This window comes from Janthinobacterium sp. PAMC25594, assembly GCF_019443505.1.
Taxonomy (GTDB): Bacteria; Pseudomonadota; Gammaproteobacteria; order Burkholderiales; family Burkholderiaceae_D; genus Janthinobacterium.
The window spans coordinates 4,954,393-4,979,061 of sequence record NZ_CP080377.1; the positions used below are offsets into that span (position 1 = coordinate 4,954,393).

Consider the following 24,669-nt stretch of genomic DNA (forward strand, 5'->3'; position numbering starts at 1 on the left):
AGCTGCCTTGACGCACGAGATGCGCAAAGTGGAACCGCGCACGCAAAATAATTCGCACTATTTTCTGGCCGGAGCGTCCACCATCACCAGATAGCGCGTCAGCATGCGGATGCGCAGCTGCGGGAAATTGTCGATGAGTAGCTGCAGCGCCTTGTCCGTGTCGTCCAGCGGCAGCACGGCGGCCACGCGGATGCCCGCGATCTGCGCGCGGTCGTAATGCAGCTGGCCAGGGCGGTGGCGCGCCAGCTCGTCGAGCACCTCGGCCAGCGGCAAGTCGTCGACCACCAGCTGGCGCGCGCGCCACGCATCCCGCACGCTGGCCGCATCGATGCTTGTTAGCGGTCCGACGCCATCGTCCGTGATGCGTGCGCGCTGGCCCGCCTGCACCACGACGGCCGGATGTTGCGGCACCTGCGCCAGCACTTTGGATTCCAGCATGCTCAGGATGGTGGCGCCATCGTCCCTGCGCACGGTAAAACGCGTGCCCAGCGCGCGGATCGCCGCCTGGCCGCTGTCGACGATGAAGGGGCGCTGCGCATCCTTGGCCACGTCGACGAGGATGTCGCCACGTACCAGCTCCACATGCCGCTCGCCCGCATTGAAATGCACATTGACGGCGCTGTCGCCGGCCAGGGTAATCCGGCTGCCATCGGCCAGAGTGTGTGACTGCCATTGCCCCGTGGGGCTGCGCAGGTCGGCCAGCAGATAGGCGGGGCGTTCGTTGGCCAGCATGGCAGTTGTCAGCACCAGCACGGCGACGGCGCTGGCCGCGGCCAGCTGGCGCAGGCGCGGGCGGGGACGCTTGGGGGCGATGGCGGCCAGGGCGGCGCGCGCGGGCCGATGGTCGCCGCCGGCCGGCTCGCGCACGGCGTGCAACTGACGCAGCAGGTTTTCCATGCCGGCGGCCGCTGTCGCGTGCAGCGGGTCGGCCGCTTTCCATGCGGCGAAGCCGGCCTGCGCGGTGTCGCGCTCGGCCGGGTCGTCGGCGCTCAGGCGCACGATCCAGTGCGCGGCCTGCTCGGCGGCGATATCGGTGCGGGGGCGATTCATGCCGCCATGGCCGGACAGGCGTGGCGGCAGGCCAGCAAGGCTTGCGCCAGGTATTTTTGCACCATGCGCGTCGAGACGTTCAGTCGCGCGGCGACGGCGGCCTGCGGCTGCTCGTCCAGGTAGTGCAGCAAAAAGGCATCGCGTGCCTTGGCGGACAAGCCGGCCAGCGCCATGGCGATCTGATCGAGCGCCTGCACGGCCATCAGGATCTCGTCCGGCGACGGCGCGCCGGGCAGGCTGTCGGCCAGCAGGGCCAGTTCCGCCAGGTAGCTGCGCTCGAGTATCTGGCGGCGCGCGCGGTCGAGCAGCAAGCGCTTCGCCGTCGTCGACAGATAGGCGCGCGGCTCGCGCATGCCGAACAACGCGTCGCGCGAGGCGATGATGCGCACGAATGTATCTTGCGCCACATCGGCCGCGCCATGCGGGCAGCTGAGTTTCTTGCGCAGCCAGCCGACCAGCCAGCCGTGATGCTCGCTGTAGAGCGACTGCACTTGCTGTTGCAGGCTGGATTGAATGGTGGACATGGGGGATGAATAATATAAATGAGAATTATTCTCATTTTAAGCCACAGTTATGCTTTGCCACAATCCCCTATGCCGGAAGTAGTTGTAGTTGTTGCACAGATGTTGCGTGGCGCTGCACGGGCCATGTACGTTAGCCGAAAATTTCGCGACTTTAGGATTGGCGGGAACCATATGGTTGGTGGTATAGAACATGTTGGCTAACCAAAGACCTACAATGCTCTAATTCGGCAAGCTAAAAATTGCTGTTAGAAATGAAGTTATCTGAAATATAATTTCATAATTGCAATCATAACGGACACGTCAACTATGGATTTTCAATCGCTGGCTCACGTTGGTGACTTCAACTTTAATACCAATGCTTTAGGAGAGCTTCGCTGTGGCCCTCTGGACAATGAATTATCAAAATTTGACAAGATGGCCCGCGGCGAAGTGGATGGCGCGGAGTTAGCGCGCGCATTGGTTTTGGCCATTGGCCATAAATTGACTGGAGATGCCGATGTGGATGCAATAGCAGGCGGCCCATCTATAATAGAGAGTGAAGTATCGTTAATTTCAAAGTCCGAGTTAGATGATTTTTGTGATAAATTCGTAACACTGAGGCTTAGGGTAAGTATAGATTCGCGACACGACTCGAAGCAGGGCAATCACCACCAAGAATCGATAATGACTGGCTGTGCTGGCCTTGGCCCAGCGATCATTGCTCATACGGATTCTCAACGCGCTCAGATGGAAAGATTCCTTGGTCAGGCTCGAAGTAGTATTTTAGGTAGAACTGCATTTGATGCTATTGGTAAAAGTGCCATCGGCGATGCCGTGAAAGGTTTTCGCTCGGGCTCAACTATTGCTGAGCAGTTGCAGCGTCATACGCTTAAAGAATCGGTATTGGAAGCTGCGCTCAGGACTGTAAACGCATCGGACAATCTAGGGGGGGGCGATCGCTGCCCTACGGGCATCGAATAATGGTACAAATAGTTTTGCGATGCCGGTAGAGCCTCTGGCTATAACGTTTGAGCCGCCACATATTCAGCCTAATCCAATTTTGGAAACGAATAAATTGCTTCGAAAGCAGCAGTCTTATACAGAGGCAATGCAGCCTACGATCATTCGGGCAGCAGAACTAATTCAGACGCTAACCGATACTACATTGGCAGCACAAACATTTGCTAACGATAATTCCGCTCAGGCTGAGCGACATGCGCGACGATCCATGTGGGTTGCAGTCTTTAGTATATTTATTGCAGTGATTGCTGGTGGGTTTTCTATTTACTACGCCAAGCTTTCTCCAACAGCGGAACAGCTTGATCTACTGGCGAAAGAGCAAAGAATGCAGTTCACTGCAATGTCAGAATCGGCTCACTCTGACCGTATTGCTCTAGAGGAAAAATTTACTGATGATCGGAAAAAGTCGATTTCGGCAATGTCAGAACAACTAGAACTAATTAAGCGCATGAGGGCTGCGGAGAATAAGGTAAATAAAACTAATTCCGGCGCTAAAAGGTAGAGTCTGTTTGATCGGTTTTTCAATTGTAGTCGTAGAGTAGTGTATCAGGCCGGCCATTTATTAACCCGGCTGACAGCCTTTTCGTCCACTTTTCATCTCGAATTGTCAGGACGCCCATCTGATTCGGACGGGGCGTTTAAGTCCATGGCATTGCGTAGCTTCACCAGTTGCCCCATTGAGAACTCAGCAGGGACTAGTTCACGGGTATAGAGTGGAAAATTCTAAACTTTGGGAGTTGTGCGAGCTACCCGCTGTATTGCTTTTCGGTCTATTGCTCTTTGAGAAGCGTAAGATAGCTCTTCGCAGAATTTCTTGCCTCCCAGGCTCCTTTGATGTGAAGTGTTAAAGCTGGAATGTCGCTCTCTAGTGAAGATCTCCATAGATTAGGACTATATTCCCATACCCTTAACATACTGTCGACATCAAAAATTGGCCCAGTTCCTTCAGCTCGTATAAGCGCAACCGGTTTGTCAAATGCCATTCGCATGCCAAGCTCAAAAAGGACGTTCGGATTATGATCAGTAAGATCAGCTACCACTAAGTCTGAATTTAATAGATCATTAACAATTGTTGCTTGAATGATGTCGGAACCTTCCTTTCGTGCTGTTTCAACTCGGAATCCAGCATTAACGCCTGCGGGAGTAATAAGTGCATTAAGGACTTCACTAAAAAATCCCTTGGGGAAGTTTCCTCGTTTTTCTGAAAATGGAAGGGCTACAAAAATCCGCAATTTTGTGGCTTTTGTCGGTGTCGCCAAAGTAATAACTCCATTAATTTCCTTTTCACTTTGATTTGCCTTTTTTGAGAAATTTTCGTTATCAGAAAGATCGCCGTATTTTTGAATGAAACGGCAGTTTTCCTGAAATAAACGATGGAAGTCTTCATGAAACTCGGAATTTAAACCAAATTCTGAAATTAGAGTATTTCCCAAGTATTTTAGCTCAGGTAAGGTGGAGCCTTTGTAGTGGTTGTATACGTCTTTAAATATTCCGACGTTAAAAAAAGCTTTTTGCAGACTCTCCCTTTCTTCGTCTCGGTTACCCGCATATACGAATTCACGCCCAATAGGTGCAATGGAAATTTTCTCTGTGTCACGAGTTCCATCGGTAAGTCCATAGTCTCTGGCTCCAGCAGCTAGATAGAAGAAGGCACTAGTTTTCTCGCTTCTTCCAATCGACTTTGCAACATCAGCAGGGCGCCAAGGATTTCCGCCATTGAGTTCCTTAATTTTTTGTGGAATCAGGACTGCTTCTTCTAATGTAACTGTTGGGAACGGTTTCTTCGCCCTTGTTTGTTTTGCGGGCGCAGACTTGTTTGCAGGCGCTTTGCTTGATCGTGATTTCGACGCACTTTGTGTTTTCAATATGGTTCGTTTAGTAGCTGGCTTCCTGACTTTTTTTGCCGCCTTTGGCGTGACTTCTTCGGCTGGCTTAGAAGCTTCTGGTAACTTTTTCTCAATCATTTTTCAACCTCAGTGTGAGTTTCTTATTGGATAGTTCTGAGTAAACTATCACGTAATCTAGCGATGTCGTAGAAAATGTAAGAAGCGCTCACGTCCTAAGGATGGAGATTGCTGTTGTGGTAGTTCGGAAAGAGTGATCATCGACTTCTGCTTGCCGCCGTTGCGCATATGGGATGCGATATCAGCGTATGCTGTCCGATGAGCGTTGCCGCGAGGTAGAGGCTGCTATCGTCGCAGCTTGTGTGATTTCTCCTGCGCTTTCGCTTTTAGTGCCGAGGTCAGCAGGAAAGGTGAGCCGAAGTTGGATATTGTGGAGCCATCCGGTCGCTGCCTTTGGTGTCAGCATGGTGTGTGTCCAAAAAAGTCAGACATCAACGAAAACTGGAAAAATCTGTGCGTACAAAAAAACCGCAGCCTCGAACAGAGAGCTGCGGTTTTCTTAACTTCCGAATAAGCTGGAAGAATAATTCTTGGTGGTGATAGGTGGACTTGAACCACCGACCCCAGCATTATGAATGCTGTGCTCTAACCAACTGAGCTATATCACCAAACAGACCGGTCAGACCGGATGCTGGTTTTGACCAGGCGAAACCTGATCGATGTTCTTTGGTGGTGATAGGTGGACTTGAACCACCGACCCCAGCATTATGAATGCTGTGCTCTAACCAACTGAGCTATATCACCCAACAGCCGAGCATTATCCAGTCTTCGCATTTCCTTGTCAATGCTGGCGCAAAAAAATGTGCGGTTTTTTCGTGGTGGATTGTTGACGTGACTATTTCAGCAACGCTTGGATCTGCGCCAGCATGGCCGCGGCCGGGTCACGTCCCAGGCAATCGACGACGCTGCGCTCCGGCATCGAGCGTAACCAGGTGAGCTGCCGCTTGGCCAGCTGGCGCGTGGCGATGATGCCCGTCTCGCGCAAGGCGGCGCGGTCGATGCGGCCATCGAGGTATTCCCAGGCCTGGCGATAGCCCACGCAGCGCATCGAGGGCAGGCCCGGATGCAGGTCGCCGCGCCGGCGCAGCTGCTCCACTTCATCGAGCAGGGCGTCGTTCTTCAGCATGAGGTCGAAACGCGTGGCGATGCGCGCATGCAGCACGGCGCGGTCGGACGGTTCCAGCGCGAACGACTGCAGCCGGAACGGTAGCACGGTTTTTTCGCGGCGGTCCAGCAGGGCCGACATGGGCTGGCCGGACAGGGCGATGATTTCCAGCGCGCGGCCGATGCGCTGCGCGTCCTGCGGCGCCAGGCGCGCGGCCGTGATGGGATCTTGTTGCGCCAGGCGCGCATGCATGGCGGGCCAGCCGATGGCGGCCGCGTCTTCTTCCAGCTGGGCGCGCAGCACGGGATCGGCGCCGGGCAAATCGTCGAGGCCATCGGCCAGGCCCTTGAAGTACAGCATGGTGCCGCCGACCAGCAGCGGCAGCTTGCCGCGCGCCGTGATCTCGCTCACCAGGCGCAAGGTATCGTTGCGGAACTGCGCCACGGAATACGCATCGAGCGGGTCGATGATGTCGATCAGGTGATGCGGTACCTGGGCCAGTTCTTCTTGTGACGGCTTGGCCGTGCCGATATCCATGCCCCGGTAGACGAGGGCGGAATCGACGGAGATGATCTCGGACGGAATGGCTTGCGCGATGGCCAGCGCACTGGCCGTCTTGCCGCTGGCCGTGGGGCCCATGATGGCGACGGCCAGGGGGAGGGTATGGGTATTTGTCATGATGCTTTTTTGATGTGCTTGCGATGGGGACCCCAAGGCAAAGGCTGGGGTCAGACCCGGCGGGTCTGACCCCGGAATTTTATTGCCCGCGCAGGAACAGTTTATCGAGCGCGTTGATCTCGACCTGCACCCAGGTCGGTCGGCCATGGTTGCACTGGTCGGCGCGTTCGGTGCTCTCCATCTGGCGCAGCAGGGCGTTCATTTCCTGCACCGACAGAATGCGGTTGGCGCGCACGGCCGTGTGGCAGGCCAGGGTGCCCAGCAATTCGTTCTGGCGCTCGATCAGCACGCGCGAGCCGCCGTATTCGCGCACGTCGCGCAGCACGTCGCGCGCCAGGGTTTGCGCGTCGGCGTTTTTCAGCAGGGTCGGCACGGAGCGCACGGCCAGGGTGGTGGGCGACAGGGCGGCGATGTCGAAGCCCAGCGCTTTCAAGGTGTCCTGGTTTTCATTTGCCGTCGACACCTCGATGGCATCGGCATAAAACGTCACGGGGATCAGCAAGGATTGCACCTGCATGTCCTGGCCCGAGACCTGCGCCTGCAGCGCGTTCTTCAGTTGTTCGTACAGGATGCGCTCGTGCGCGGCGTGCATGTCGACCAGCACCAGGCCCTTGGTGTTTTGCGCCAGGATGTAGATGCCGTGCAGCTGGGCCAGGGCAAAGCCCAGCGGATATTCTTCGCGCGCCATCGCTTCGGGCGAGGCGATGTAGGGCTCCACCTGCGTGACCGGAGAACTGGCGCCGCCGCCGAACAGGGCGCCGTAGGCCGCCGTGTCTTGCCCCACGCCGGGCGCGTCGGCAAAGAAGGGGCGGGCCGCGCCGGGCGAGGCTGGTGCAAAGGTATTCGTGAATTGCGCGCCGAACGAGGTTTGCGTCTGTTCGCGGCGCCAGATGCCTGGGCTGCCCGTGCCCGAGCCGCTGTCGCCACTCAGGGTGGAGGCGGCCGGCAGCGGTGCCGGCACGCTGCCGAAGGCCGTGGCCGAGGTTTGCGCCAGCGCGCGCTGCACCGCATGGAAGACGAACTGGTGCACGGAGCGGCTGTCGCGGAAGCGCACTTCGATCTTCGACGGGTGCACGTTGACGTCCACCAGGGCCGGGTCGAGGTCGAGCGCCAGCACGTAGGATGGGAAGCGGTCGCCGTGCAGCACGTCTTGATACGCCATGCGCACGGCATGCACGAGCAGCTTGTCGCGCACGAAGCGGCCATTGACGTAGAAGAACTGGCCATCGGCGCGCGCCTTGGAGGCCGTCGGCAAGCCGGCAAAGCCGTGAATGCGCAGCGTGCCGGCCGACTCGTCCAGCGCCAGGCGCGCCTCGGCGAAGTCATTGCCGAGGATGTGGGCGCTGCGCTTGGCCAGTTCGCAGATATTCCACTGGTCGATGGTGCGGCCGTTGTGCGACAGCGAGAACGACACGTCCGGTCGCGCCAGGGCGATGCGGCGCACGACTTCGGCGCAGTGGCCGTATTCCGTCTGCTCGGATTTGAGGAACTTGCGCCGCGCGGGCGTGTTGAAATACAGGTCTTGCACGTCGACCGTGGTGCCGTGCGCGCCCGACGACGGCGAGACGCTGCCGTTGTGCGAGCCGACGATTTCCCACGCATGGGCGGCGTCCGCCGTGCGCGAGGTCAAGGTGACGGCGGCCACCGAGGCGATCGAGGCCAGCGCCTCGCCGCGAAAGCCCAGGGTGCCCACGTTTTCCAGGTCGCTTAATGACGTGATCTTCGAGGTGGCGTGGCGCGCCAGGGCCAGCGGCAGCTGGTCTTTATCGATGCCGCGCCCGTTGTCGGTGATGGCGATGCGTTTCACGCCCCCTTCTTCCAGCCGCACGGTGATCTGCGTGGCGCCCGAATCGAGCGCGTTTTCCAGCAGCTCCTTGACCACGGCCGATGGCCGCTCGACCACCTCGCCGGCGGCGATTTGCGAAATCAACTGGTCAGGCAGGGCCTGGATCGGGCGGTGGGGCGTGATGGGAGCGTTCATGCGGTAATTATACCGGGGTCAGACCCGTCGGGTCTGACCCCAGCCCTTGTTCTTGGGCTAAAAGTTGGCCTACTTCCCCACCTCCCGCACCGGTATCGGCGCATTGCACAGGTCGACGTGGCCGGCCGTGACCTTGCTCCACGGGCCGCCGCGGTGACGCTGGGCTTCCAGCACGGCCTGGTAGGCGGCGCTGTCGGTGCGCATCACTTCCAGGTTCGCGCGCTGCTCGGGCGGCACGCTGGCGGCCAGACGGATGGCCTTGATCGGCACGTTTTTCTCGGGGCTGTCATAAAAACCCATGGGAGCCGTGCCGCGTGGCAGGGTCGACAGCAATGGCATGCCGGCGACGACCCGGCCGACGACGGTGATGTCGCGGTCCAGGTGGCGCGGCGACTGGCCGATGACGGCATACAGCTCGGTGCCGCCGCCGCTGTCGCTGGCACTGTCGCGGCCTACGCCGACGGTGGCATAGCAATGCGTGAGCCAGGCCGTGCCGGTTTTCGGATCGCGCGCGGACGGGAAGCCGTTCGAATGGCCCACTTGCGGCGCATAGCCATCGACGTCCGGCAGGCGCGTGAAGCTCTTGATGTTTGTCAAAGGGACCGTGAATTCGCCGGGCAGGGTGCGCCGGGCATGCCGGATCGGCTTGGGATTTTTCTCGTTCGGATCGCCCCACTGCGCCACCCAGTTGTCCTGCGCGCGCGTGATGGCCAGGCCGTCGTAATACTGTTCGGCGACCAGGGCCTTGATATTGGCCACGTGCTTCGGCGCGAAGTCGGGCGCCAGTTCGATCACCACGCGGCCTGAGGGGATGTCCATGTACAGGGTGTTGTCCGGGTCCAGCGCACGCCAGTCGGACGGTTTCGAGGCCTTGATCACGTCGGCCAAGGTCGCCTTGGGGGGCAGTTCGGCGGGCGCCTTGATCTGGACAGGCGCCGCGTGGACGGACAGCTGGGCAAGGCCCAGCACGGTGGCCAGGGTCAGGCCGCTCAGTGAATGCAAATACATATTCTCTCCTGGTCGGCGCGGATTGCACCGGTCAGAAAGTGTATACCGGAATGGCAATATTTCGTTGGAAAAACATTGCACATCGTAATCCTGAGAGTAGCCCGCCACTGCGGCGTTTCCTTAACCTTTACTTAAATTGCCACGCGCGCAAGGGCGGCACATAATTAATCCTGAAATATCGGGCCGGGGACTGCCGTTGCGCTGGCCGGGTGGTGTATGATTCCGCCGCTACCTTTAGGGAAAAATATATGGATTTTGTGCAATTCCTCGACATGATCGTGCATGTCGACAAGACGCTGGGTCTCTTGATCGAGCAGTACGGTACCCTCGTGTATGCAGTGCTGTTTGCCATTATTTTTTGCGAGACAGGCCTCGTGGTGCTGTTCTTCTTCCCTGGGGATACCTTGTTGTTTATCGCCGGCGCGTTTTGTGCGACGGGACAGATGCACCTGGGCTTGCTGATCGCCTTGCTGGTGACGGCCGCCGTGACGGGCAACACGCTCAATTACTGGATAGGCGAGGCCATCGGGCAAAGGGTGTTTACCCATGATTACCGCTGGATCAACAAGGATGCCATGCGCCGCACGCATGAATTCTTTGAAAAGCATGGCGGCAAGACCATCATCCTGGCCCGTTTCGTGCCGGTGGTGCGCACCTTCGCCCCCTTCGTGGCCGGCATTTCCGACATGACGCATGCGCGCTTCCAGATGTACAACGTGACGGGCGCCCTGTTATGGGTGGTCGGTCTGGTGACGGCGGGCTACTTCTTCGGCAATATCCCGTGGATCCGCGACCACCTGACCTTGATCGTGCTGATCGGTGTCGGCGCCGCCGTGGTGCCGGTGGTACTGGGCGGCATGTGGAAACTCTACAAGCGCATGGTCGGCAAGTCGGCCTGACGCTGCGTCGATCCAGGGCAAGCACGCTGCGGCGCCGTCCGCAGCTGGCCCTGGATTAACTTTCTTCTCCGCATTTCTGTTTTACTCCCCCGCTGATTCAAGTTTTCTTGCTTACCAGCCGTAAACAAGAGGGTATTCTCACTTTCTGGATTTCCATGCGACATTTGAGCGCCCTGTTAGCTTGCAGCCTTGCCGCGATGACGGCCATGGCAAGCGCCAAAGATGCCCCCGCTGCGGCGAGCGCCAGCGCATCCGCGCCGATGTCGGCGTCGGCGCGCGCGGCCGCCATGAAAACCCTGACCGAATCGGTGAAGGGGAAGGAGGGCAAGGAGGTCAAGGCGCCTGTCGTCGTCGCGCCTACGGCGCGCGAGAAGGAAGAAGCGGCTGAAGTCGACCTGTCCGAACGTATCGCGGTGCGCCTGGCGGAAATGCGCGCCACCCAGGCGGCCCGCGCCGCCGCCCGCGCCAAGCGCGCCGCGGTGGTGAAGGCCGCGCCACCACCACCACTTCCTGTGGCGCGCGGCACGCACTGGTCGTACGAGGGCGACAGCGGCCCGGTCAACTGGAGCAAGATCAATGTCGACTGGGCCAAGTGCGGCAATGGCAGCCGCCAGTCGCCGATCGATATCCGCGATGGCATGAAAGTGGAACTCGAGCAGATCAGCTTTGACTACCACCCGTCATCGTTCAATGTGGTCGACAATGGCCACACGGTGCAGGTGGGCGTGAGTGGCGGCAATTACATCACGGTGCAGAACCGCATGTTCGAGCTGCAGCAATTCCATTTCCATCGCCCGTCCGAAGAGCGCATCAATGGCAAGGCATTCGAGATGGTGGTGCACCTGGTGCACCGCGATGCGGAAGGCCGGCTGGCCGTGCTGGCCCTGCTGCTGGAACGCGGTGCGCCGCAAGCGACCATCCAGACGGTGTGGAATAACCTGCCGCTGGAAAAATTCGAGACCATGCAACCGACCATCCTGCTCGATCCGGCCGAGATGCTGCCGGCGCGGCGCGATTACTACACGTATATGGGGTCGCTGACTTCGCCGCCGTGCAGCGAGGGCGTGCTGTGGCTGGTGATGAAGCAGCCGGTGCAGGCGTCGCCGGCGCAGATGGCGTTGTTCAGCCGTTTGTATCCGCTCAATGCGCGTCCGGTGCAAGCCGGTAATGGACGCATCATCAAGGAATCGAATTAAACGAATTTCAGGCGCTGGCGGCCGCTCCATGCGGCGCCGGCGGCCAGCATATCGGGCTGGATCAGCGCAGGTTCGATGCAGATGAAGCGCTGGTATTCGTCGTCGGCCAGGTCGGGCAGGGCGGCCGCGTCCTGCGCGCCGGGGTTCCACACGACGGCATCCGTAAAACCCTGCTGCTCCAGGCGCAAGGTGTGGCCGCCAGACTGCAGGTGCAAGGCGCCCGGCAGCTGGTAATAGATGCGGTCCAGCTTGTCCGAAAATTGCAGCTCCTCTTCCGCCTGCAAGGCATCTTGCGGCGTCTCGTCCGAATAGCGCACGCGCTGCAGGCCTTTGATGCGCGCTTCGCTCAATTGATCGATCGCAAAATAGCTGTGCAGGGCGGCCGAGAACGGAAACGCCTGCTCGCCCGTGTTGTGCACGGACAGGTTCAACTCCAGCGACCGCGCCTTGACGGCCACGCGCAGGCGCAGGGTGAAGGCCCAGGGCCAAGTGGTGGCGATGGCGTCCGGCAGGTCCGTGTGATGCAGGATGAATTGCGCCCATGCGGCGCCATCGGCGTCGCCCGTCGATTCCAGCTGCCAGGTCGCCACGCGCGCAAAGCCGTGGCGCATGCCCGTGCCGCGCGCGCCGAACTGGGGGAAGATCACGGGTACGCCGCCACGGATGGCGCGGCTGCCGTCGAGCGCGGAATCGCGGCTGCAGAACAGGCGCTCCTGGCCATCGCTGGTCTGCCACGCGACCAGGTGGCCGCCGTACAGGGTGACGGTGGCCTGCGCGCCATCGGAGGCGCGGATGGTCACGGCCGGCAATTGGCCAAAAGTACTCTTGTTCATGCGGATGTCCCTGTCAGGTCAGACGGCTTTTCGCCAGCGGCGGATTCTTGGCGAAGTAATTCTTGATGCCCGTGACGATGGCGTCGGCCATCTGGTCCTGGTAGCCATTGTCGGTCAGCTTGGCTTCTTCTTCCGGATTCGAGATGAAGGCTGTCTCGATCAGGATGGACGGGATGTCGGGCGCTTTCAGCACGGCGAAGCCGGCCTGCTCGACGGAGCCCTTGTGCAGGCGGTTGATGCCGCCGATTTCGCGCAGCACGGCCTTGCCCAGCTTCATGCTGTCATTGATCTGCGCCGTCGTCGACAGATCGAGCAGCACGCTGGCCAGTTGCTTGTCGTGGTTTTTCACGTTCACGCCGCCGATCAGGTCGGCCTGGTTTTCCTTGTTGGCCAGCCAGCGCGCGGCCGTCGAGGTGGCACCCTTTTCGGACAGCACGAAGACGGACGAGCCGCGCGCCGTCGGCTGGATGAACGCATCGGCGTGGATGGAGACGAACAGGTCGGCCTGCACCTTGCGCGCCTTTTCCACGCGCATGCCCAGCGGGACGAAGAAATCGGCGTCGCGCGTGAGCATGACGCGCATGTTCGGTTGCAGTTCCAGCTTGGTCTTGAGGCGCTTGGCAATGGCCAGCACCACGTCTTTTTCGCGGCTGCCGCGGCTGCCCATGGCGCCCGGGTCTTCGCCGCCGTGGCCAGGGTCGAGCGCGATGGTAATCATGCGCACCACTTTCTGGCCCGGCAGCGGGCGCGCTTCGGGGCGCTGTTCCGGGCGGATATCTGGCACGGGCGGCACGATGGACGCCACCGGCGGCGCGACGGCCACGGGCGGCTTGCCGCTGTCGGGCAGGGGCAGCGCGGGCGGCGGCGTATGCGTGTCGGACATCAAGGGCTTGGCGGGATCGCTCGACCAGTCGCCCTTTTCGATCATCTGCGCGATCAGGTCCGGCTCGTGCACGGGATACAGGTCGAAGATCAGGCGGTGGTTGTAGGAGCCGGCCGGCGGCAGGGTAAACAGCTGCGGCGTGACTTCTTCTTTCAGGTCGAACACCAGGCGCACCACGTTGGGCCGGTTCTGGCCCACGCGCACCTGCTTGATGTACGGGTCGTTCGACTGGATCTTCGCCACCAGGCCCTTCAAGGTGGGATTGAGCTCGAGTCCTTCGATGTCGACCACCAGCCGTTCCGGGTCCTTGACGATGAAGTGGGTCGCCTTGAGGATGCTGTCGTTTTCCAGGGTGACGCGCGTGTAGTCCTCGGCCGGCCAGACGCGCACGGCGAGAATTTGCGCCGCCATCGCCGACATGGGCGCGAACACGGACAACAGCAGGGTGCCGCCGGCCTTGAGTACCGTGCGCCGGGTGATGGGCGAGGAAATCAAAGGTTCGGGGCGAATTTGAGACGGTGAAGGCATGACAGACCCAATTCAGAAGACGCTTGCAATTCTACATCACGTCCTGTACCCGCAACGTTCAAATAAATATTCAGGTCGGCCGGTGGCAGCACCGGGTCGGCTTTCTCGGGCCATTCGACGATGCAGATATTGCGCCCGTCGAAGTCTTCGCGAAAACCGGCATCGAGAAATTCCTCGGCACTGCCCATGCGGTACAGGTCGAAGTGGATGACGTTGACGCTCTGGCCATCGAGTTGCACCGTGTACGGTTCGGACAAGGTATAGGTGGGGCTTTTCACGTGGCCCGCATGGCCGGCCGCGTGCAGCAGCGCGCGCGTGAGGGCTGTCTTGCCGGCCCCCAGGTCGCCGTGCAGATAGATCGCCAGGCCGGGCGCCAGTGCGCGCGCCAGCGCGGCGCCCAGCGCGGCGGTGCCGGCTTCGTCGTGGAGGTGGGCTTTGAAGTGTTCGGTCATGATCTTCGGTATCGCATAAAATGGAGGCTGCTGTCATTGTAACCGCCCGCGCGCCTGCCGTTTTCCGTAAAGTTCCCTATGTCCGCCACCGTCACCGATCTCGCCGTCCTGGCGCGCACCATTAAAGAATGGGGGCGCGAGCTGGGTTTTGCCGAGGTGCGCATCGCCGACGTGGACCTGTCGCACATGGAAGCGCCCTTGCAAGCGTGGCTAGCTGCAGGGTATCACGGCGAAATGGATTACATGGCCAGTCACGGCATGAAGCGCGCCCGCCCGGCCGAACTGGTGCCGGGCACGGTGCGCGCCATCAGCGCGCGCATGAATTATTTGCCGCCTGCGCTGGGCCCCGACTGGCGCGCGCACGAGGCGGCGCGCGACGCCGATCCGTCGGCGGCCGTCATTTCCGTGTATGCGCGGGGCCGCGACTACCACAAGGTGATGCGCTCGCGCCTGCAGCAGCTGGCCGAGCGCATCAAGGGCGAGATCGGCGACTTCGGCTACCGCGTCTTCAGCGACTCGGCGCCCGTGATGGAAGTCGAGCTGGCGCAAAAGGGAGGGCTGGGCTGGCGCGGCAAGCACACCTTGCTGATCAACCGCCAGGGCGGTTCCTTCTTTTTTCTCGGCGAGATCCTCATCGACGTGCCGCTGCCCGTCGATCCGCCGGAGACCCCGCGCTGCGGCCAGTGCTCGGCGTGCATCACGGTGTGCCCGACGCAAGCGATCCTGGGGCCGTACCAGCTCGACGCGCGCCGCTGCATCTCCTACCTGACGATTGAGCTGAAAGGCGCGATTCCCGTCGAGATGCGCCCCCTGATCGGCAACAAGGTGTACGGCTGCGACGATTGCCAGACCGTCTGCCCGTGGAACAAGTTCGCCCAGCGCGCCGTCGTGCCCGACTTCGACGAGCGCCACAGCCTGGGCCGCGCCGGCATGGTGGAGCTGTTCGCCTGGACGGAAGAGGAGTTCAACCGCCGCATGGAAGGCAGCGCCATTCGCCGCATCGGCCACGAACGCTGGCTGCGCAACCTGGCCGTCGGCATGGGCAACGCGGCGACAAAGGCCCGTGGCCAGGCCGATATCGTCGCGGCCCTGCTGTCGCGCCGCGCGCACCCGTCGGCCATCGTGCGCGAGCACGTCGAATGGGCGCTGGCGCTGCACGGCATCGCTTAGACAGTCCTCAAACCTGCTTCAGGCGCAGCGCCGACCACTCACTATCGATGGCGATCATCGCCACGCTGTCGAGTCCTATTGTTGGCGCAAAACTGCGGATATCGTCGCGGTGGATGTCGCTGCCCGCTTTTATGCCACCCTTGCGGTACGCCACCCAGACCGCGCCGCCGGGCGCCAGGCGCGCCCGCGCCGTCGGCAGGTACTGCTCCAGTTCCGCGCGGCTGCGCGCGAACAGCAGTATCCAGTCGGCGCTTTCCCCTTCACTCACCCGCCGCTCTGGCGGCAACTGCGCCAGCAGGGGCGCATGCTCGCCGCCGTCATTGAGCACGGCCAGGGCCCTGGCATTTTTCACGTACATCTTTTCTGCAACGGTTTGTTCAGGCATGGCATGGGCGTGTCGATTGGGAAAAGACGAGCATAACAAATTTCCCCTTGACTTATCGATATATCGTTATAAACTAGCGATATCTACTAACGATATATCTTTAAAGGGAAAACATGAGAAACTCACACCACGCAGAACACGGCCATTGCGGCCAACATCACCACCACCATCACGGCGAGCATCGCCACGAACACAACCCTGAACACTTCATGCACGGCCGTGGCCCACGCGGCTTCGACGAGCGCGGCGACGGCATGGGTCATGGCGGCCCCGGTGGCAGGGGCGGGCGCGGCGAACGGGCCGAGCGCGTCTTCGGTCGCGGCGACTTGCCGCTGATCGTGCTGGCGCTGATCGAAATCAGCCCCCGCCACGGCTATGAAATCATCAAGGCCATCGAAGAGCGTTGCGGCGGCGCCTACGCCCCCAGCCCCGGCGCCGTGTATCCGACCTTGACCTTGCTGGAAGAGCAGGACCATGTGACGTCCTCCGAAAGCGCCAGCGGCAAGAAGCTCTACACGATCACGGACCTGGGGCGCGCCTATCTCGACGAGAACCGCGCCCAGGTGGACGGCATCCTGGCCCGCCTCGACATGTTCGCCCGCGTCCAGGCCCGCAAGGCCTTGCCCGAGCGCGTGCACCAGGCCATGCACACCCTCAAGCATGCGCTGTTACTGAACAAGACCAACTGGAGCGAGGCGGAAGCCGAACGCGTGTCCGCCGTGCTGGAACAGGCGGCAAACGCCATCGTCGACGGCCACTGAGCCCACTTTACAAGGATCAGCAATGACTAACGCATCACCAGCAACACCACGCCCGCATGCCATCGAGCGCGTGCGGCATGAATTGAAACTGCGCGTGCTCACCGTCGTGCGCACCGAGCAGCTGACGCCGCACATGCGCCGCATCACCTTGGCCGGCGACGATCTGGACGGCTTTGTCTCGCCCGCGCACGACGATCACGTGAAACTGTTCTTCCCCGCCCCGGGGCAGACTACCCCCGTGTTTCCCGTGCTGGGCAATGGCGCCAATCCCATCCAGTATGCCGAGGGGGCGCGTCCCATCGCCCGCAACTACACGCCGCGCCGTCATGACGCCGAACGGCTCGAGCTGGAAATCGACTTCGTGCTGCATGGCGACGGGCCTGCATCGCTGTGGGCGGCGCAAGCTGCGCCGGGGCAGACCCTGGGCGTCGGTGGTCCGCGCGGCTCGATGCTGGTGCCGCTCGACTTCGACTGGTATGTGCTGGTGGGCGACCAGACGGCACTGCCGGCGATCGCCCGCCGCCTGGAGCAGTTGCCGGCCACGGCGCGGGCGATTGCCGTGATCGAGATCGTCGAAGACGGCGAACAGATCGCGCTCGATAGCGCGGCGCAGCTGGACGTGCGCTGGGTGGCGCGCAATGGCCGCAAGGGGCCGCTGCTGCTGGACGCCTTGCGCCAGATCGCGCTGCCGTCAGAGGGCGACGGCTACGTGTGGGTGGCGTGCGAGCATGCGCAGGTACAGGGCTTGCGCGGGCATTTCATTGAAGCCGGGGTGCCGAAGCAGCACCTGCATGTGGCCAGTTACTGGAAGCATGGGGCGGCGGAGCACCATGAGCATCACGATGAGTGATGCTGGTGGTGGTGTCGGGTTACGCGCTTTGCGCTAACCCGACCTACGCTGCGAATGAGATCGTAGATACTGTTATCCCCGTCAAGCGGCATGCAAGGCCGGATCAAATATTTTTCCCGACCTGAGCACACCAAATGCCACATGCACCAGCTTGCGCATCATGGCGCCGATGATCAGCTTGGGCGCCTTGCCGGCGTCACGCAGGCGCTGACCGAAGCGCTTGCCCCAAGACGTCTTATGGACTGCCACCATGGCCGGCATGTACAGTGCCTTGCGCAGGAAGCTGTGGCCGACCTTCGACATGCGTGGCTTGCCACGCACGCTGGAACCCGACTCGTGCTGGCGCGGGTCGAGTCCCGCAAACGCTACCGCCTGCTTGGCGCTGTCGAAGCGGTCCGGATTGGCATAGTAGGACAGCAGTACCGGAATCGTCCGCTCGCCCAGGCCAGGGATGCTATCGAGCAGTTCGCGCTTGTCGCGTAAATCCGGGTCGTCATCGATATGACGGCGGATCGCCAGGATCAGCGCCTTGATCTCGGCGTCGAGCCAGACAATATGATCCTCGATACCCTGGCGTACCGCCGCGCGCGCGACTTCAAGCCGGTTGCTTTCCTGCAGGCGCATCGCCTGCAGGGCATCCAGGCGCAGCACCAACGCGCGCAGCGATTGCTCGGCGGGCGATGGCGCCAGCCAGGGCTCTGGCTGGCGTTCGTGGGCGAAGTCGGCGATCAGTTGTGCGTCGACCTTGTCGGTCTTGGTGCGCACCAGGCGCGAAGCGCCGAAGGCCTTGATCTGGGCCGGATTGATGACACTGACCACCATGCCAAGTCCAGCGAGATATTCGGCCACCCCTTCCCAATAGGTGCCAGTCGCTTCCATGCACACCCTGGGGTTGCCGGCAGCGTGCTTCAGCAGCCATGCGTTGAGTGCAGTGAATCCTGTGTGGTTGTTCTCGACAACCTTGTTACGATGCTTGCCGTTGGGTAGGCGCAGCGCGCAGTCGAGCTTGGCCTTGGCAACGTCGATTCCTAAATTAAACATGCTGTGTTCCTCTTGCGATCTACCTTGCAAATGCGGGCTAACCGGCATGCCGGTGCCAAAGATACTGTCCGATCTTGACATGGAGGATGGGTAACTGGTGCGAGATCTACGGAGCTGGCTCGGGGCCTAAGGGCGGATACGGCATCCAGTTACCCGGTCTTGATATGCCTACCAAGATTTTGACAGCGGTCGATGCCGTTCGCAATACCACGAACGGCATGAGGGGAATAATACAAGGTCGGATTAGCGCAGCGTAATCCGACATCACCCGCAGCATCACTTCAACAACCCCGCCAGCTCCACCGCCGTCTTGACCTGCATCTTGTCGAAGATATGCGCGCGGTGGACTTCCACGGTGCGCATGCTGATGCCCAGCTTGTCGGCCACCACCTTGTTCATCTTGCCCGCCAAAATCAGGTCCAGCACTTCGCGTTCGCGCGTCGACAGCGTGGCCAGGCGCGCGTGCACGGCGGCCAGCTCGCCCGCCTGGCGCGAGTTGGCCAGGCCCTGCTGCACGCGGTCCATCAGGTCGTTGTCGTTGAATGGCTTTTCAAAGAAATCGAAGGCGCCCCGTTTCAGGCTGTCGACGGCCATCGGCACGTCGCCGTGGCCGGTAAGGAAAATCACGGGCAGGCGCGCCGTCAGGTCGCGCTTGACCAGCTGGTCGAACAGGGCGATGCCGTTCATGTCGGGCATGCGCACGTCGAGCAGCACGCAGTCGCCGGCGGCGTCGAAGTTGCCGTCGAGGCTATCGAGAAATTGCTGGGCGCTGGCGTAGCTGCGCGCCTCGATGCTGCGCGAGGCGGCCAGCCAGGACAGCGAGTCGCGTACGACTTCTTCGTCGTCGATGATGTGTAGCATGGTGTCTCCGGCTCGTCGTTATTGGTTATTGGTTAGTGCTTAGTGCGCGGCGCGGCCGGCACGCTGAATGTAAAGATGGTACCGCCAGCGGGGTTGGCGCCGAAGGTCAGTGCGCCGCCGTGAAATTCGATGGCGGTGCGGCAGATGTTCAGGCCCATGCCCATGCCTTCGGACTTGGTCGAGAAAAACGGCGAAAACAGCCGTTCGGCCACATCTTGCGCAATGCCGTGGCCATGGTCGATCACGTCCACCGTCACCATGCCCTGCTGCGCGTCGTGGCTGGCCCGCAGGCGCATGATACGCCGTCCCGGCGCCGCGTCCTGCATGGCCTCGATGGCGTTGCGCGTCAGGTTCAGCAGTACTTGTTCGATCATCACGGGGTCGGCGCGCAGCAGCGGCAGGTCGGCAGGGATTTCTTCCTGGATGGTGACATAGTATTTGCGCGCCTGCAGGTCGATCAGCGCGCGGATGCCGTCGATCAGGGTGCGGATGGCGATATCCTGGCGCTGCGGCTCGCTCTTGCGCACGAAATCGTGCACGCTGCGGATGATCTGGCCGGCCCGCTGCGCTTGCGCGCCGGCCTGCTCCAGCGCCGGCTTCAGGGTGTTCGGATCGACGGGCGCGTCATGCTCGATGGCGCGGCGGATCAAATTCAAGGCGCCCGTCGTGTAGCTGGAGATGGCCGCCAGCGGCTGGTTCAGTTCATGCGCCAGCATCGAAGCCAGCTCGCCCATGGTGGCCAGGCGCGAACTGGTTTGCAGCTTTTCCTGCTGCTGGCGATTCAGTTCCTCGACCCGCTTGCGGTCCGAGATATCGAGCACGGAACCCATCCAGCCTGTCTGCTTGCCATTCTTGTCCACCAGCGGCGCTTCGAAGATCAGCACGGCCACGCGCGTGCCGTCCGGGCGCTGGAAATAGGTTTCGAACTGCGGCGTGGGATTGCCGGCCAGCGCCTTGACGAAGCGCTGCTGGTATTCCTCCAGTGCTTCCGGCACCCAGTAGGGCATGGGCGGCAAACGGCCCAGGATTTCCTCGGCCGGATAGCCGACGATCTGGCAGAACGCGGGATTCACGTACGTGACGCGGCCTTCCAGGTCGCGCGCGCGCATGCCCGTCACCAGCGAGTTTTCCATCGCCGTGCGAAACAGCATCTGCTGGCGCAGCGCCCCTTCGGCCACCAGGCGGCGCGAGATGTGCCGCCACAGGGCCAGCAAGCTCCACAGCAAACCCAGCGACAGGGCGATGACGGAGCCGACCAGCAAATTGGGCAGCAGCTTGGGCTGGCTTTTCACGCTGTCGGTAAACAGGGTGATGGTGGCGCCGGGCACGTCGAGCGCGCGCTTGTGCGTGTACACGCCGTGGCCGGGACCGGCGGCGGCGCGCCGTGCCAGCACCTTGTCGTCGCGGTCGATCAGCGAAATCTGGTTATCCTGGGCGAACCACCACGGCACCATTTCATCGAGCAGGCTGCTGATCTGGTAGGTGGCCACCAGGCTGCCCACATAGCGCTGGCCATCGAACAGGGGCTGGTGGTAATCCATCAGCATGGCGCCCGGCGGCGCGTCGGGAAAGCCGCTTTGCTGCGACGGCTGGGCGTACTGGCCCCGATGCAGGCGGCGCGCATTGTCGGCCGCCGTCAGCGAGGCGGGCGAAAACGACAGCGCATGCGGCAGATTGCTGTCGCTGCTGGCCAGCACCTTGCCGCTGGTGTCGAGCCACAGCACGCGCTGCAGTTCGCGGCCATTGCGCAGCATCTGCTGCAGCCGTTCGTGCACTTTTTCCGCCGACAGGGAGCTGCTGGCGATGTCCACCCCCAGGTTGAACAGGCTTTCCTCGTTGCGCGCCAGCTGGAAGCGGATGGTCTGCTCCACCCACAGGGTATCGGCGATCAATTGTTCCTGGCGCTCGTTGCTTTCCATCTGGCGCGCCTGCCAGGGCAGCCAGAACAGGATGGACAGGAACAGCAGCAGCAGGATGACGGGCAGCAGCCAGCGCATCGGGCTCGATAGCTTGACGCGGCGTGCAAGGGTGGGGGGAGTCGGCATGGCTGGCAGGGTAGCGGCTTATCGGGAGGCGGCTATTGTGGTTAACCACAATAGCCGAGGCAGTTTCTTTGGCACAATATCCAAGTAGACAAATAACAAAGTTTTTAAAAAAACCACTCAGGAGACAAGAATGCAGATGAAAACCACGCTCGTCGCGCTGTGCGCGGCCATCGGCGCCACCGCCGGCGTCCACGCTTACGCGCAAGCCCCCATCGTCATCAAGTTCAGCCACGTCGTGGCCACGGACACCCCAAAAGGCCAGGCCGCCGAACGTTTCAAGCAGCTGGCCGAAAAAGCCACGAATGGCAAGGTCAAGGTCGAACTGTACCCGAACAGCCAGCTGTACAAGGACAAGGAAGAACTCGAAGCGCTGCAGCTGGGCGCCGTGCAGATGCTGGCGCCGTCGCTGGCCAAGTTCGGCCCGCTGGGCGTGAAGGAATTCGAAGCGTTCGACCTGCCCTACATCTTCCCCACCAAGACGGCGCTGTACAACGTCACCGAAGGCGAAATCGGCAAGAGCCTGCTGAAAAAACTGGAACCCAAGGGTATCACGGGCCTGGCTTACTGGGACAATGGCTTCAAGGTGATGTCGGCCAACAAGCCGCTGCACAATCCGGCCGACTTCAAGGGCCTGAAGATGCGCATCCAGTCGTCCAAGGTGCTCGACGCGCAGATGCGCGCGCTGGGCGCCAATCCGCAAGTGCTGGCCTTCTCGGAAGTGTATCAGGCACTGCAGACGGGCGTGGTCGACGGCACGGAAAATCCGCCATCGAATATGTACACGCAAAAGATGCATGAAGTGCAAAAGCACGTGACCATATCGAACCACGGTTACCTGGGCTATGCCGTCATCGTCAACAAGAAATTCTGGGATGGCTTGCCGCCCGATATCCGCGGCCAGCTGGAAAAAGCCATGCGCGAGGCGACCACGTTTGAAAAGGCCATCGCCCAGCGCGACAACGACCAGGCCCTCGAGGCCATCAAGAAAGCGGGCAAGACGCAGATCTATACCCTGACGGTGCAGGAACAGGCCGAGTGGCGCCGCGCGCTGGCGCCCGTGCAGAAGGCCATGGAAGGGCGCATCGGCAAGGATCTGATCTCGGCCATCAACAAGGAAAGCGCGAAGTAATCGCGCTGGCCGCGCCACCGGGCGCGGCTGTCAGGGACATCCTGTCTTTCTGTAGCAACGGCACCTGCGCGTCCTGCGCGGGTGCCAGCGTACCCGCATTCTTTGAAAGTCCACCATGAAATTTCTGGATCACCTGGAAGAGTGGCTGATCGCGTCCCTGATGGGCGCAGCCACCTTCATCATCTTCGTCGCGGTCGTGCACCGCTACCTGGCAGGCTTGCCGATACCGGTCGTGCAGGACTTCCTGATTCAAATCAATACCAGCTGGGCCCAGGAACTGTGCATCTACATGTTCGTCTGGATGGCCAAGTTCGGCGCCGCGTATGGCGTGCGCACCGGCATCCACGTGGGCGTCGACGTCTTGATCAACCGCATGAACCCGCGCTGGCGCGACCGCTTCATCGTCTTCGGCCTGGCCGCCGGCGCCCTGTTTACGGGCATCGTGGGTACTTTGGGCGCCAGCTTCGTGTGGTCGATCGGCCACACGGAGCAGACTTCGGCCGACATGGAAGTGCCGATGTGGCTGGTTTACCTGGCCGTGCCGCTCGGTTCTTACCTGATGTGCTTCCGCTTCCTGCAGGTCATGGTGCACTTCATCAAGACGGGCGCCTTGCCGAAACACGACCACTCGCACGTCGAGGGGCTGGAAGAGGAATTGACGGCGGAAGAAAAAGGAGCCAAGGCATGAACGCGCTGATCATTTTTGTGTTGCTGCTGGCGCTGATGCTGACCGGCATGCCGATCTCCATCTCGCTGGGCCTGACGGTATTGACGTTCCTGTTTACCATGACCAGCGTGCCCATCGAATCGGTGGCCCTGAAGATCTTCACGGGCATCGAGAAATTCGAGATCATGGCCATCCCCTTCTTCATTTTGGCGGGCAATTTCCTCACGCATGGCGGGGTGGCGCGGCGCATGATCAACTTTGCCAGCTCCATGGTGGGCCACTGGCATGGCGGCCTGGCGCTGGCCGGCGTGATGGCGTGCGCGCTGTTTGCCGCCGTTTCCGGCTCCAGCCCCGCCACCGTCGTGGCGATCGGCTCCATCATCCTGCCGGCCATGGTCAAGCAGGGCTATCCACGCGGCTTCGGTGCCGGCGTCATCACCACCTCGGGCGCGCTGGGCATTTTGATTCCGCCGTCGATCGTGATGGTGATGTATTCCGTCAGCACGAATACCTCGGTGGGCAAGCTGTTCATGGCGGGTGTAATTCCCGGCATGATGCTGGCCATGCTGCTGGGCCTGACCACGTGGTTTTTGGCGCGCAAGAACAACTATCCGCGCATGAAGAAGGCCAGCTGGGGCGAGCGCTTCGTCACCTTCAAGAAGAGCGCCTGGGGCCTGCTGCTGATCGTCATCGTCATGGGCGGCATCTACTCGGGCGCGTTTACGCCCACGGAAGCGGCCGCCATGGCTGCCGTGTACGCCTTCATCATCGCCGTCTTCGTCTACAAGGACTTGAAGATCAAGCAAGTGGGCAAGGTCTTGCTCGATTCGGCCGCCATGTCGGCGATGCTGTTGTACATCATCACCAATGCCGTGCTGTTCTCGTTCCTGATGACCAGCGAAAACATCCCGCAAGCGATGGCCGAGTGGATCACGGGCAAGGGCCTGGGCGTGATCAGCTTCTTGCTTGTGGTCAACGTCTTGCTGTTGTTGGCTGGTAACGTCATGGAACCATCGTCGATCGTGCTGATCATGGCGCCGATTTTGTTCCCCGTGGCCATGAAGCTGGGCATCGATCCTGTGCACTTCGGCATCTTGATCGTGGTCAATATGGAGGTCGGCATGTGCCATCCGCCCGTGGGCCTGAACCTGTACGTGGCGTCCGGCATCACCAAGATGGGCATTTCGGAGCTGACCGTGGCCGTGATGCCGTGGCTGCTGACGATGCTGGCCTTCCTGATGCTGATTACCTACGTACCACAAATCTCGCTGTGGCTGCCAAATTTAATTTACAACTAAAACAGTTGTCCCCGTCATGCTGCAAAAAAAGTCGATCCGGCCGAATAAATGCGCTATGATGGGCAGCCTTAAGGGGAAACACGTATATGCTTATACGCCCTGGTAGCAAGGCTGAAAGACAGAATTGGTAACAAAGTTGGTGGGGGAGTAGTCTATAAAAACGGTATTGATACCGGGGATATATTGAGGAGACACACGTTTCACAGAAGTTGTTGAGTCATCGCTGTCTGTCGCAACAAGTCGGCACCGGCGGACCCAAACGACCGGGAACGTGAAGCAATATTTGAAGCGCACCGGCTGGTGCGCTTTTTTTTCGTGTGCGGGAAACGTCCGCCCACCTGTCCGAAGACGGTGCATAATCGCCAGAATGCACTATGGGGTACCTGCAGGTTGTATATTTGCCACACTTGAATAATGATCAG

24 protein-coding genes and 2 tRNA genes are annotated in these 24,669 nt (G+C 61.0%); 10 read left to right on the forward strand and 16 right to left on the reverse strand.

What is annotated here, in order from left to right:
- Nucleotides 1-57 precede the first annotated feature (57 nt).
- Both KY494_RS22235 and KY494_RS22240 read right to left on the reverse strand, forming a co-directional pair.
- Entirely contained in the window at nucleotides 58-1,050 is a 993-nt protein-coding gene (locus KY494_RS22235; RefSeq protein WP_219888261.1) for a FecR domain-containing protein, read from the reverse strand.
- Nucleotides 1,047-1,574 carry a sigma-70 family RNA polymerase sigma factor gene (locus KY494_RS22240; RefSeq protein ID WP_219888262.1) on the reverse strand — a complete coding sequence of 176 codons (528 nt, stop codon included), beginning with the start codon at nucleotides 1,572-1,574 and terminating at the stop codon, nucleotides 1,047-1,049. Before KY494_RS22240 ends, KY494_RS22235 begins: the two co-directional genes overlap by 4 nt.
- Before the next feature lie 306 nt (nucleotides 1,575-1,880).
- On the opposite strand from KY494_RS22240, the gene KY494_RS22245 reads away from it, so the two are divergent.
- Nucleotides 1,881-2,534: a hypothetical protein gene (locus tag KY494_RS22245; protein ID WP_219888263.1), complete on the forward strand. Its 654-nt coding sequence runs from the start codon at nucleotides 1,881-1,883 to the stop codon at nucleotides 2,532-2,534.
- Between the two features lie 127 nt (nucleotides 2,535-2,661).
- Nucleotides 2,662-3,075 (forward strand): hypothetical protein, encoded by a 414-nt coding sequence (locus KY494_RS22250; RefSeq protein WP_219888264.1) that lies wholly within the window; start codon nucleotides 2,662-2,664, stop codon nucleotides 3,073-3,075.
- Between the two features lie 268 nt (nucleotides 3,076-3,343).
- On the opposite strand, the gene KY494_RS22255 is transcribed toward KY494_RS22250, so the two are convergent.
- The 6 genes from KY494_RS22255 to KY494_RS22280 all read right to left on the reverse strand — a co-directional run bounded on the left by KY494_RS22255 (nucleotide 3,344) and on the right by KY494_RS22280 (nucleotide 9,249).
- The gene (locus KY494_RS22255) at nucleotides 3,344-4,537 is read right to left on the reverse strand and encodes a hypothetical protein (protein ID WP_219888265.1); all 1,194 of its coding nucleotides are present in this window, start codon (nucleotides 4,535-4,537) and stop codon (nucleotides 3,344-3,346) included.
- Between the two features lie 471 nt (nucleotides 4,538-5,008).
- A tRNA-Met gene (locus KY494_RS22260) sits at nucleotides 5,009-5,085 on the reverse strand.
- Between the two features lie 59 nt (nucleotides 5,086-5,144).
- Nucleotides 5,145-5,221: transfer RNA gene (locus KY494_RS22265), tRNA-Met, on the reverse strand.
- A 91-nt stretch (nucleotides 5,222-5,312) separates the two neighbouring features.
- Nucleotides 5,313-6,260, reverse strand: coding sequence for a tRNA (adenosine(37)-N6)-dimethylallyltransferase MiaA (gene miaA / locus KY494_RS22270; protein ID WP_219888266.1), 948 nt, complete (start codon nucleotides 6,258-6,260; stop codon nucleotides 5,313-5,315).
- A gap of 79 nt (nucleotides 6,261-6,339) precedes the next feature.
- Entirely contained in the window at nucleotides 6,340-8,241 is a 1,902-nt protein-coding gene (gene mutL, locus KY494_RS22275; RefSeq protein WP_219888267.1) for a DNA mismatch repair endonuclease MutL, read from the reverse strand.
- A gap of 69 nt (nucleotides 8,242-8,310) precedes the next feature.
- The gene (locus KY494_RS22280; protein WP_219888268.1) at nucleotides 8,311-9,249 is read right to left on the reverse strand and encodes a peptidylprolyl isomerase; all 939 of its coding nucleotides are present in this window, start codon (nucleotides 9,247-9,249) and stop codon (nucleotides 8,311-8,313) included.
- A 248-nt stretch (nucleotides 9,250-9,497) separates the two neighbouring features.
- Between KY494_RS22280 and KY494_RS22285 the strand changes: the two genes are divergently transcribed.
- Together KY494_RS22285 and KY494_RS22290 are read left to right on the forward strand one after the other, a co-directional pair.
- Entirely contained in the window at nucleotides 9,498-10,148 is a 651-nt protein-coding gene (locus tag KY494_RS22285; RefSeq protein WP_071075583.1) for a VTT domain-containing protein, read from the forward strand.
- 206 nt (nucleotides 10,149-10,354) lie between these two features.
- Nucleotides 10,355-11,344, forward strand: a complete 990-nt coding sequence (locus tag KY494_RS22290; protein ID WP_375143387.1) for a carbonic anhydrase — start codon at nucleotides 10,355-10,357, stop codon at nucleotides 11,342-11,344.
- On the opposite strand, the gene KY494_RS22295 is transcribed toward KY494_RS22290, so the two are convergent.
- From KY494_RS22295 to tsaE, 3 genes are read right to left on the reverse strand one after another with little or no spacing between them, the layout of a single operon-like run.
- The gene (locus KY494_RS22295) at nucleotides 11,341-12,177 is read right to left on the reverse strand and encodes a D-hexose-6-phosphate mutarotase (RefSeq protein ID WP_219888270.1); all 837 of its coding nucleotides are present in this window, start codon (nucleotides 12,175-12,177) and stop codon (nucleotides 11,341-11,343) included. The genes KY494_RS22290 and KY494_RS22295 overlap by 4 nt on opposite strands.
- Before the next feature lie 13 nt (nucleotides 12,178-12,190).
- Nucleotides 12,191-13,588, reverse strand: coding sequence for an N-acetylmuramoyl-L-alanine amidase (locus KY494_RS22300; protein WP_141170659.1), 1,398 nt, complete (start codon nucleotides 13,586-13,588; stop codon nucleotides 12,191-12,193).
- Nucleotides 13,552-14,040 carry a tRNA (adenosine(37)-N6)-threonylcarbamoyltransferase complex ATPase subunit type 1 TsaE gene (gene tsaE / locus KY494_RS22305; RefSeq protein ID WP_219132813.1) on the reverse strand — a complete coding sequence of 163 codons (489 nt, stop codon included), beginning with the start codon at nucleotides 14,038-14,040 and terminating at the stop codon, nucleotides 13,552-13,554. The genes KY494_RS22300 and tsaE overlap by 37 nt, the downstream gene beginning before the upstream one ends.
- A gap of 78 nt (nucleotides 14,041-14,118) precedes the next feature.
- Here tsaE and queG point away from each other — a divergent pair, with 78 nt between their 5' ends.
- Nucleotides 14,119-15,210, forward strand: coding sequence for a tRNA epoxyqueuosine(34) reductase QueG (queG, locus tag KY494_RS22310; protein ID WP_219888271.1), 1,092 nt, complete (start codon nucleotides 14,119-14,121; stop codon nucleotides 15,208-15,210).
- A 7-nt stretch (nucleotides 15,211-15,217) separates the two neighbouring features.
- Here queG and KY494_RS22315 read toward each other — a convergent pair whose 3' ends face one another.
- Both KY494_RS22315 and KY494_RS22320 read right to left on the reverse strand, forming a co-directional pair.
- Entirely contained in the window at nucleotides 15,218-15,595 is a 378-nt protein-coding gene (locus KY494_RS22315; protein WP_219888272.1) for a DUF3052 family protein, read from the reverse strand.
- A gap of 122 nt (nucleotides 15,596-15,717) precedes the next feature.
- Nucleotides 15,718-15,858 carry a hypothetical protein gene (locus tag KY494_RS22320; protein WP_219888273.1) on the reverse strand — a complete coding sequence of 47 codons (141 nt, stop codon included), beginning with the start codon at nucleotides 15,856-15,858 and terminating at the stop codon, nucleotides 15,718-15,720.
- Here KY494_RS22320 and KY494_RS22325 point away from each other — a divergent pair.
- Both KY494_RS22325 and KY494_RS22330 read left to right on the forward strand, forming a co-directional pair.
- Nucleotides 15,850-16,356, forward strand: coding sequence for a PadR family transcriptional regulator (locus KY494_RS22325; RefSeq protein ID WP_219888274.1), 507 nt, complete (start codon nucleotides 15,850-15,852; stop codon nucleotides 16,354-16,356). The genes KY494_RS22320 and KY494_RS22325 overlap by 9 nt on opposite strands.
- A gap of 22 nt (nucleotides 16,357-16,378) precedes the next feature.
- A complete protein-coding gene (locus tag KY494_RS22330; protein WP_219888275.1) occupies nucleotides 16,379-17,206 on the forward strand; it encodes a siderophore-interacting protein in 828 nt (275 codons plus the stop codon).
- 81 nt (nucleotides 17,207-17,287) lie between these two features.
- On the opposite strand, the gene KY494_RS22335 is transcribed toward KY494_RS22330, so the two are convergent.
- The 3 genes from KY494_RS22335 to KY494_RS22345 form a co-directional block, all read right to left on the reverse strand.
- Nucleotides 17,288-18,295: an IS110 family transposase gene (locus KY494_RS22335; protein WP_375143353.1), complete on the reverse strand. Its 1,008-nt coding sequence runs from the start codon at nucleotides 18,293-18,295 to the stop codon at nucleotides 17,288-17,290.
- A 228-nt stretch (nucleotides 18,296-18,523) separates the two neighbouring features.
- Complete coding sequence (locus tag KY494_RS22340; protein WP_219132819.1) at nucleotides 18,524-19,108, reverse strand: response regulator transcription factor; 585 nt, start codon at nucleotides 19,106-19,108, stop codon at nucleotides 18,524-18,526.
- Between the two features lie 32 nt (nucleotides 19,109-19,140).
- Nucleotides 19,141-21,153, reverse strand: coding sequence for a PAS domain S-box protein (locus tag KY494_RS22345; protein WP_257571955.1), 2,013 nt, complete (start codon nucleotides 21,151-21,153; stop codon nucleotides 19,141-19,143).
- 136 nt (nucleotides 21,154-21,289) lie between these two features.
- On the opposite strand from KY494_RS22345, the gene KY494_RS22350 reads away from it, so the two are divergent.
- The 3 genes from KY494_RS22350 to KY494_RS22360 all read left to right on the forward strand — a co-directional run bounded on the left by KY494_RS22350 (nucleotide 21,290) and on the right by KY494_RS22360 (nucleotide 24,247).
- Nucleotides 21,290-22,282, forward strand: a complete 993-nt coding sequence (locus KY494_RS22350; RefSeq protein ID WP_375143494.1) for a TRAP transporter substrate-binding protein — start codon at nucleotides 21,290-21,292, stop codon at nucleotides 22,280-22,282.
- A 115-nt stretch (nucleotides 22,283-22,397) separates the two neighbouring features.
- Nucleotides 22,398-22,970: a TRAP transporter small permease gene (locus KY494_RS22355; protein ID WP_219132821.1), complete on the forward strand. Its 573-nt coding sequence runs from the start codon at nucleotides 22,398-22,400 to the stop codon at nucleotides 22,968-22,970.
- Nucleotides 22,967-24,247 carry a TRAP transporter large permease gene (locus KY494_RS22360; protein WP_219132822.1) on the forward strand — a complete coding sequence of 427 codons (1,281 nt, stop codon included), beginning with the start codon at nucleotides 22,967-22,969 and terminating at the stop codon, nucleotides 24,245-24,247. The genes KY494_RS22355 and KY494_RS22360 overlap by 4 nt, the downstream gene beginning before the upstream one ends.
- The last annotated feature ends 422 nt before the right edge of the window (nucleotides 24,248-24,669 follow it).

Excerpts from the sequence above, each read along its gene's own strand:
- KY494_RS22295 (WP_219888270.1), bottom strand. The coding sequence starts at position 12,177 with ATGAACAAGAGTACTTTTGGCCAATTGCCGGCCGTGACCATCCGCGCC.
- KY494_RS22315 (WP_219888272.1), bottom strand. The coding sequence starts at position 15,595 with ATGCCTGAACAAACCGTTGCAGAAAAGATGTACGTGAAAAATGCCAGG.
- KY494_RS22235 (WP_219888261.1), bottom strand. The coding sequence starts at position 1,050 with ATGAATCGCCCCCGCACCGATATCGCCGCCGAGCAGGCCGCGCACTGG.
- KY494_RS22335 (WP_375143353.1), bottom strand. The coding sequence starts at position 18,295 with ATGCCGGTTAGCCCGCATTTGCAAGGTAGATCGCAAGAGGAACACAGC.
- KY494_RS22240 (WP_219888262.1), bottom strand. The coding sequence starts at position 1,574 with ATGTCCACCATTCAATCCAGCCTGCAACAGCAAGTGCAGTCGCTCTAC.
- KY494_RS22345 (WP_257571955.1), bottom strand. The coding sequence starts at position 21,153 with ATGCCGACTCCCCCCACCCTTGCACGCCGCGTCAAGCTATCGAGCCCG.
- KY494_RS22285 (WP_071075583.1), top strand. The coding sequence starts at position 9,498 with ATGGATTTTGTGCAATTCCTCGACATGATCGTGCATGTCGACAAGACG.
- KY494_RS22325 (WP_219888274.1), top strand. The coding sequence starts at position 15,850 with ATGGGTCATGGCGGCCCCGGTGGCAGGGGCGGGCGCGGCGAACGGGCC.
- KY494_RS22360 (WP_219132822.1), top strand. The coding sequence starts at position 22,967 with ATGAACGCGCTGATCATTTTTGTGTTGCTGCTGGCGCTGATGCTGACC.
- KY494_RS22245 (WP_219888263.1), top strand. The coding sequence starts at position 1,881 with ATGGATTTTCAATCGCTGGCTCACGTTGGTGACTTCAACTTTAATACC.
- queG (WP_219888271.1), top strand. The coding sequence starts at position 14,119 with ATGTCCGCCACCGTCACCGATCTCGCCGTCCTGGCGCGCACCATTAAA.
- mutL (WP_219888267.1), bottom strand. The coding sequence starts at position 8,241 with ATGAACGCTCCCATCACGCCCCACCGCCCGATCCAGGCCCTGCCTGAC.
- miaA (WP_219888266.1), bottom strand. The coding sequence starts at position 6,260 with ATGACAAATACCCATACCCTCCCCCTGGCCGTCGCCATCATGGGCCCC.
- KY494_RS22255 (WP_219888265.1), bottom strand. The coding sequence starts at position 4,537 with ATGATTGAGAAAAAGTTACCAGAAGCTTCTAAGCCAGCCGAAGAAGTC.
- KY494_RS22355 (WP_219132821.1), top strand. The coding sequence starts at position 22,398 with ATGAAATTTCTGGATCACCTGGAAGAGTGGCTGATCGCGTCCCTGATG.
- tsaE (WP_219132813.1), bottom strand. The coding sequence starts at position 14,040 with ATGACCGAACACTTCAAAGCCCACCTCCACGACGAAGCCGGCACCGCC.
- KY494_RS22320 (WP_219888273.1), bottom strand. The coding sequence starts at position 15,858 with ATGACCCATGCCGTCGCCGCGCTCGTCGAAGCCGCGTGGGCCACGGCC.
- KY494_RS22330 (WP_219888275.1), top strand. The coding sequence starts at position 16,379 with ATGACTAACGCATCACCAGCAACACCACGCCCGCATGCCATCGAGCGC.
- KY494_RS22350 (WP_375143494.1), top strand. The coding sequence starts at position 21,290 with ATGAAAACCACGCTCGTCGCGCTGTGCGCGGCCATCGGCGCCACCGCC.
- KY494_RS22300 (WP_141170659.1), bottom strand. The coding sequence starts at position 13,588 with ATGCCTTCACCGTCTCAAATTCGCCCCGAACCTTTGATTTCCTCGCCC.
- KY494_RS22340 (WP_219132819.1), bottom strand. The coding sequence starts at position 19,108 with ATGCTACACATCATCGACGACGAAGAAGTCGTACGCGACTCGCTGTCC.
- KY494_RS22250 (WP_219888264.1), top strand. The coding sequence starts at position 2,662 with ATGCAGCCTACGATCATTCGGGCAGCAGAACTAATTCAGACGCTAACC.
- KY494_RS22290 (WP_375143387.1), top strand. The coding sequence starts at position 10,355 with ATGGCAAGCGCCAAAGATGCCCCCGCTGCGGCGAGCGCCAGCGCATCC.
- KY494_RS22280 (WP_219888268.1), bottom strand. The coding sequence starts at position 9,249 with ATGTATTTGCATTCACTGAGCGGCCTGACCCTGGCCACCGTGCTGGGC.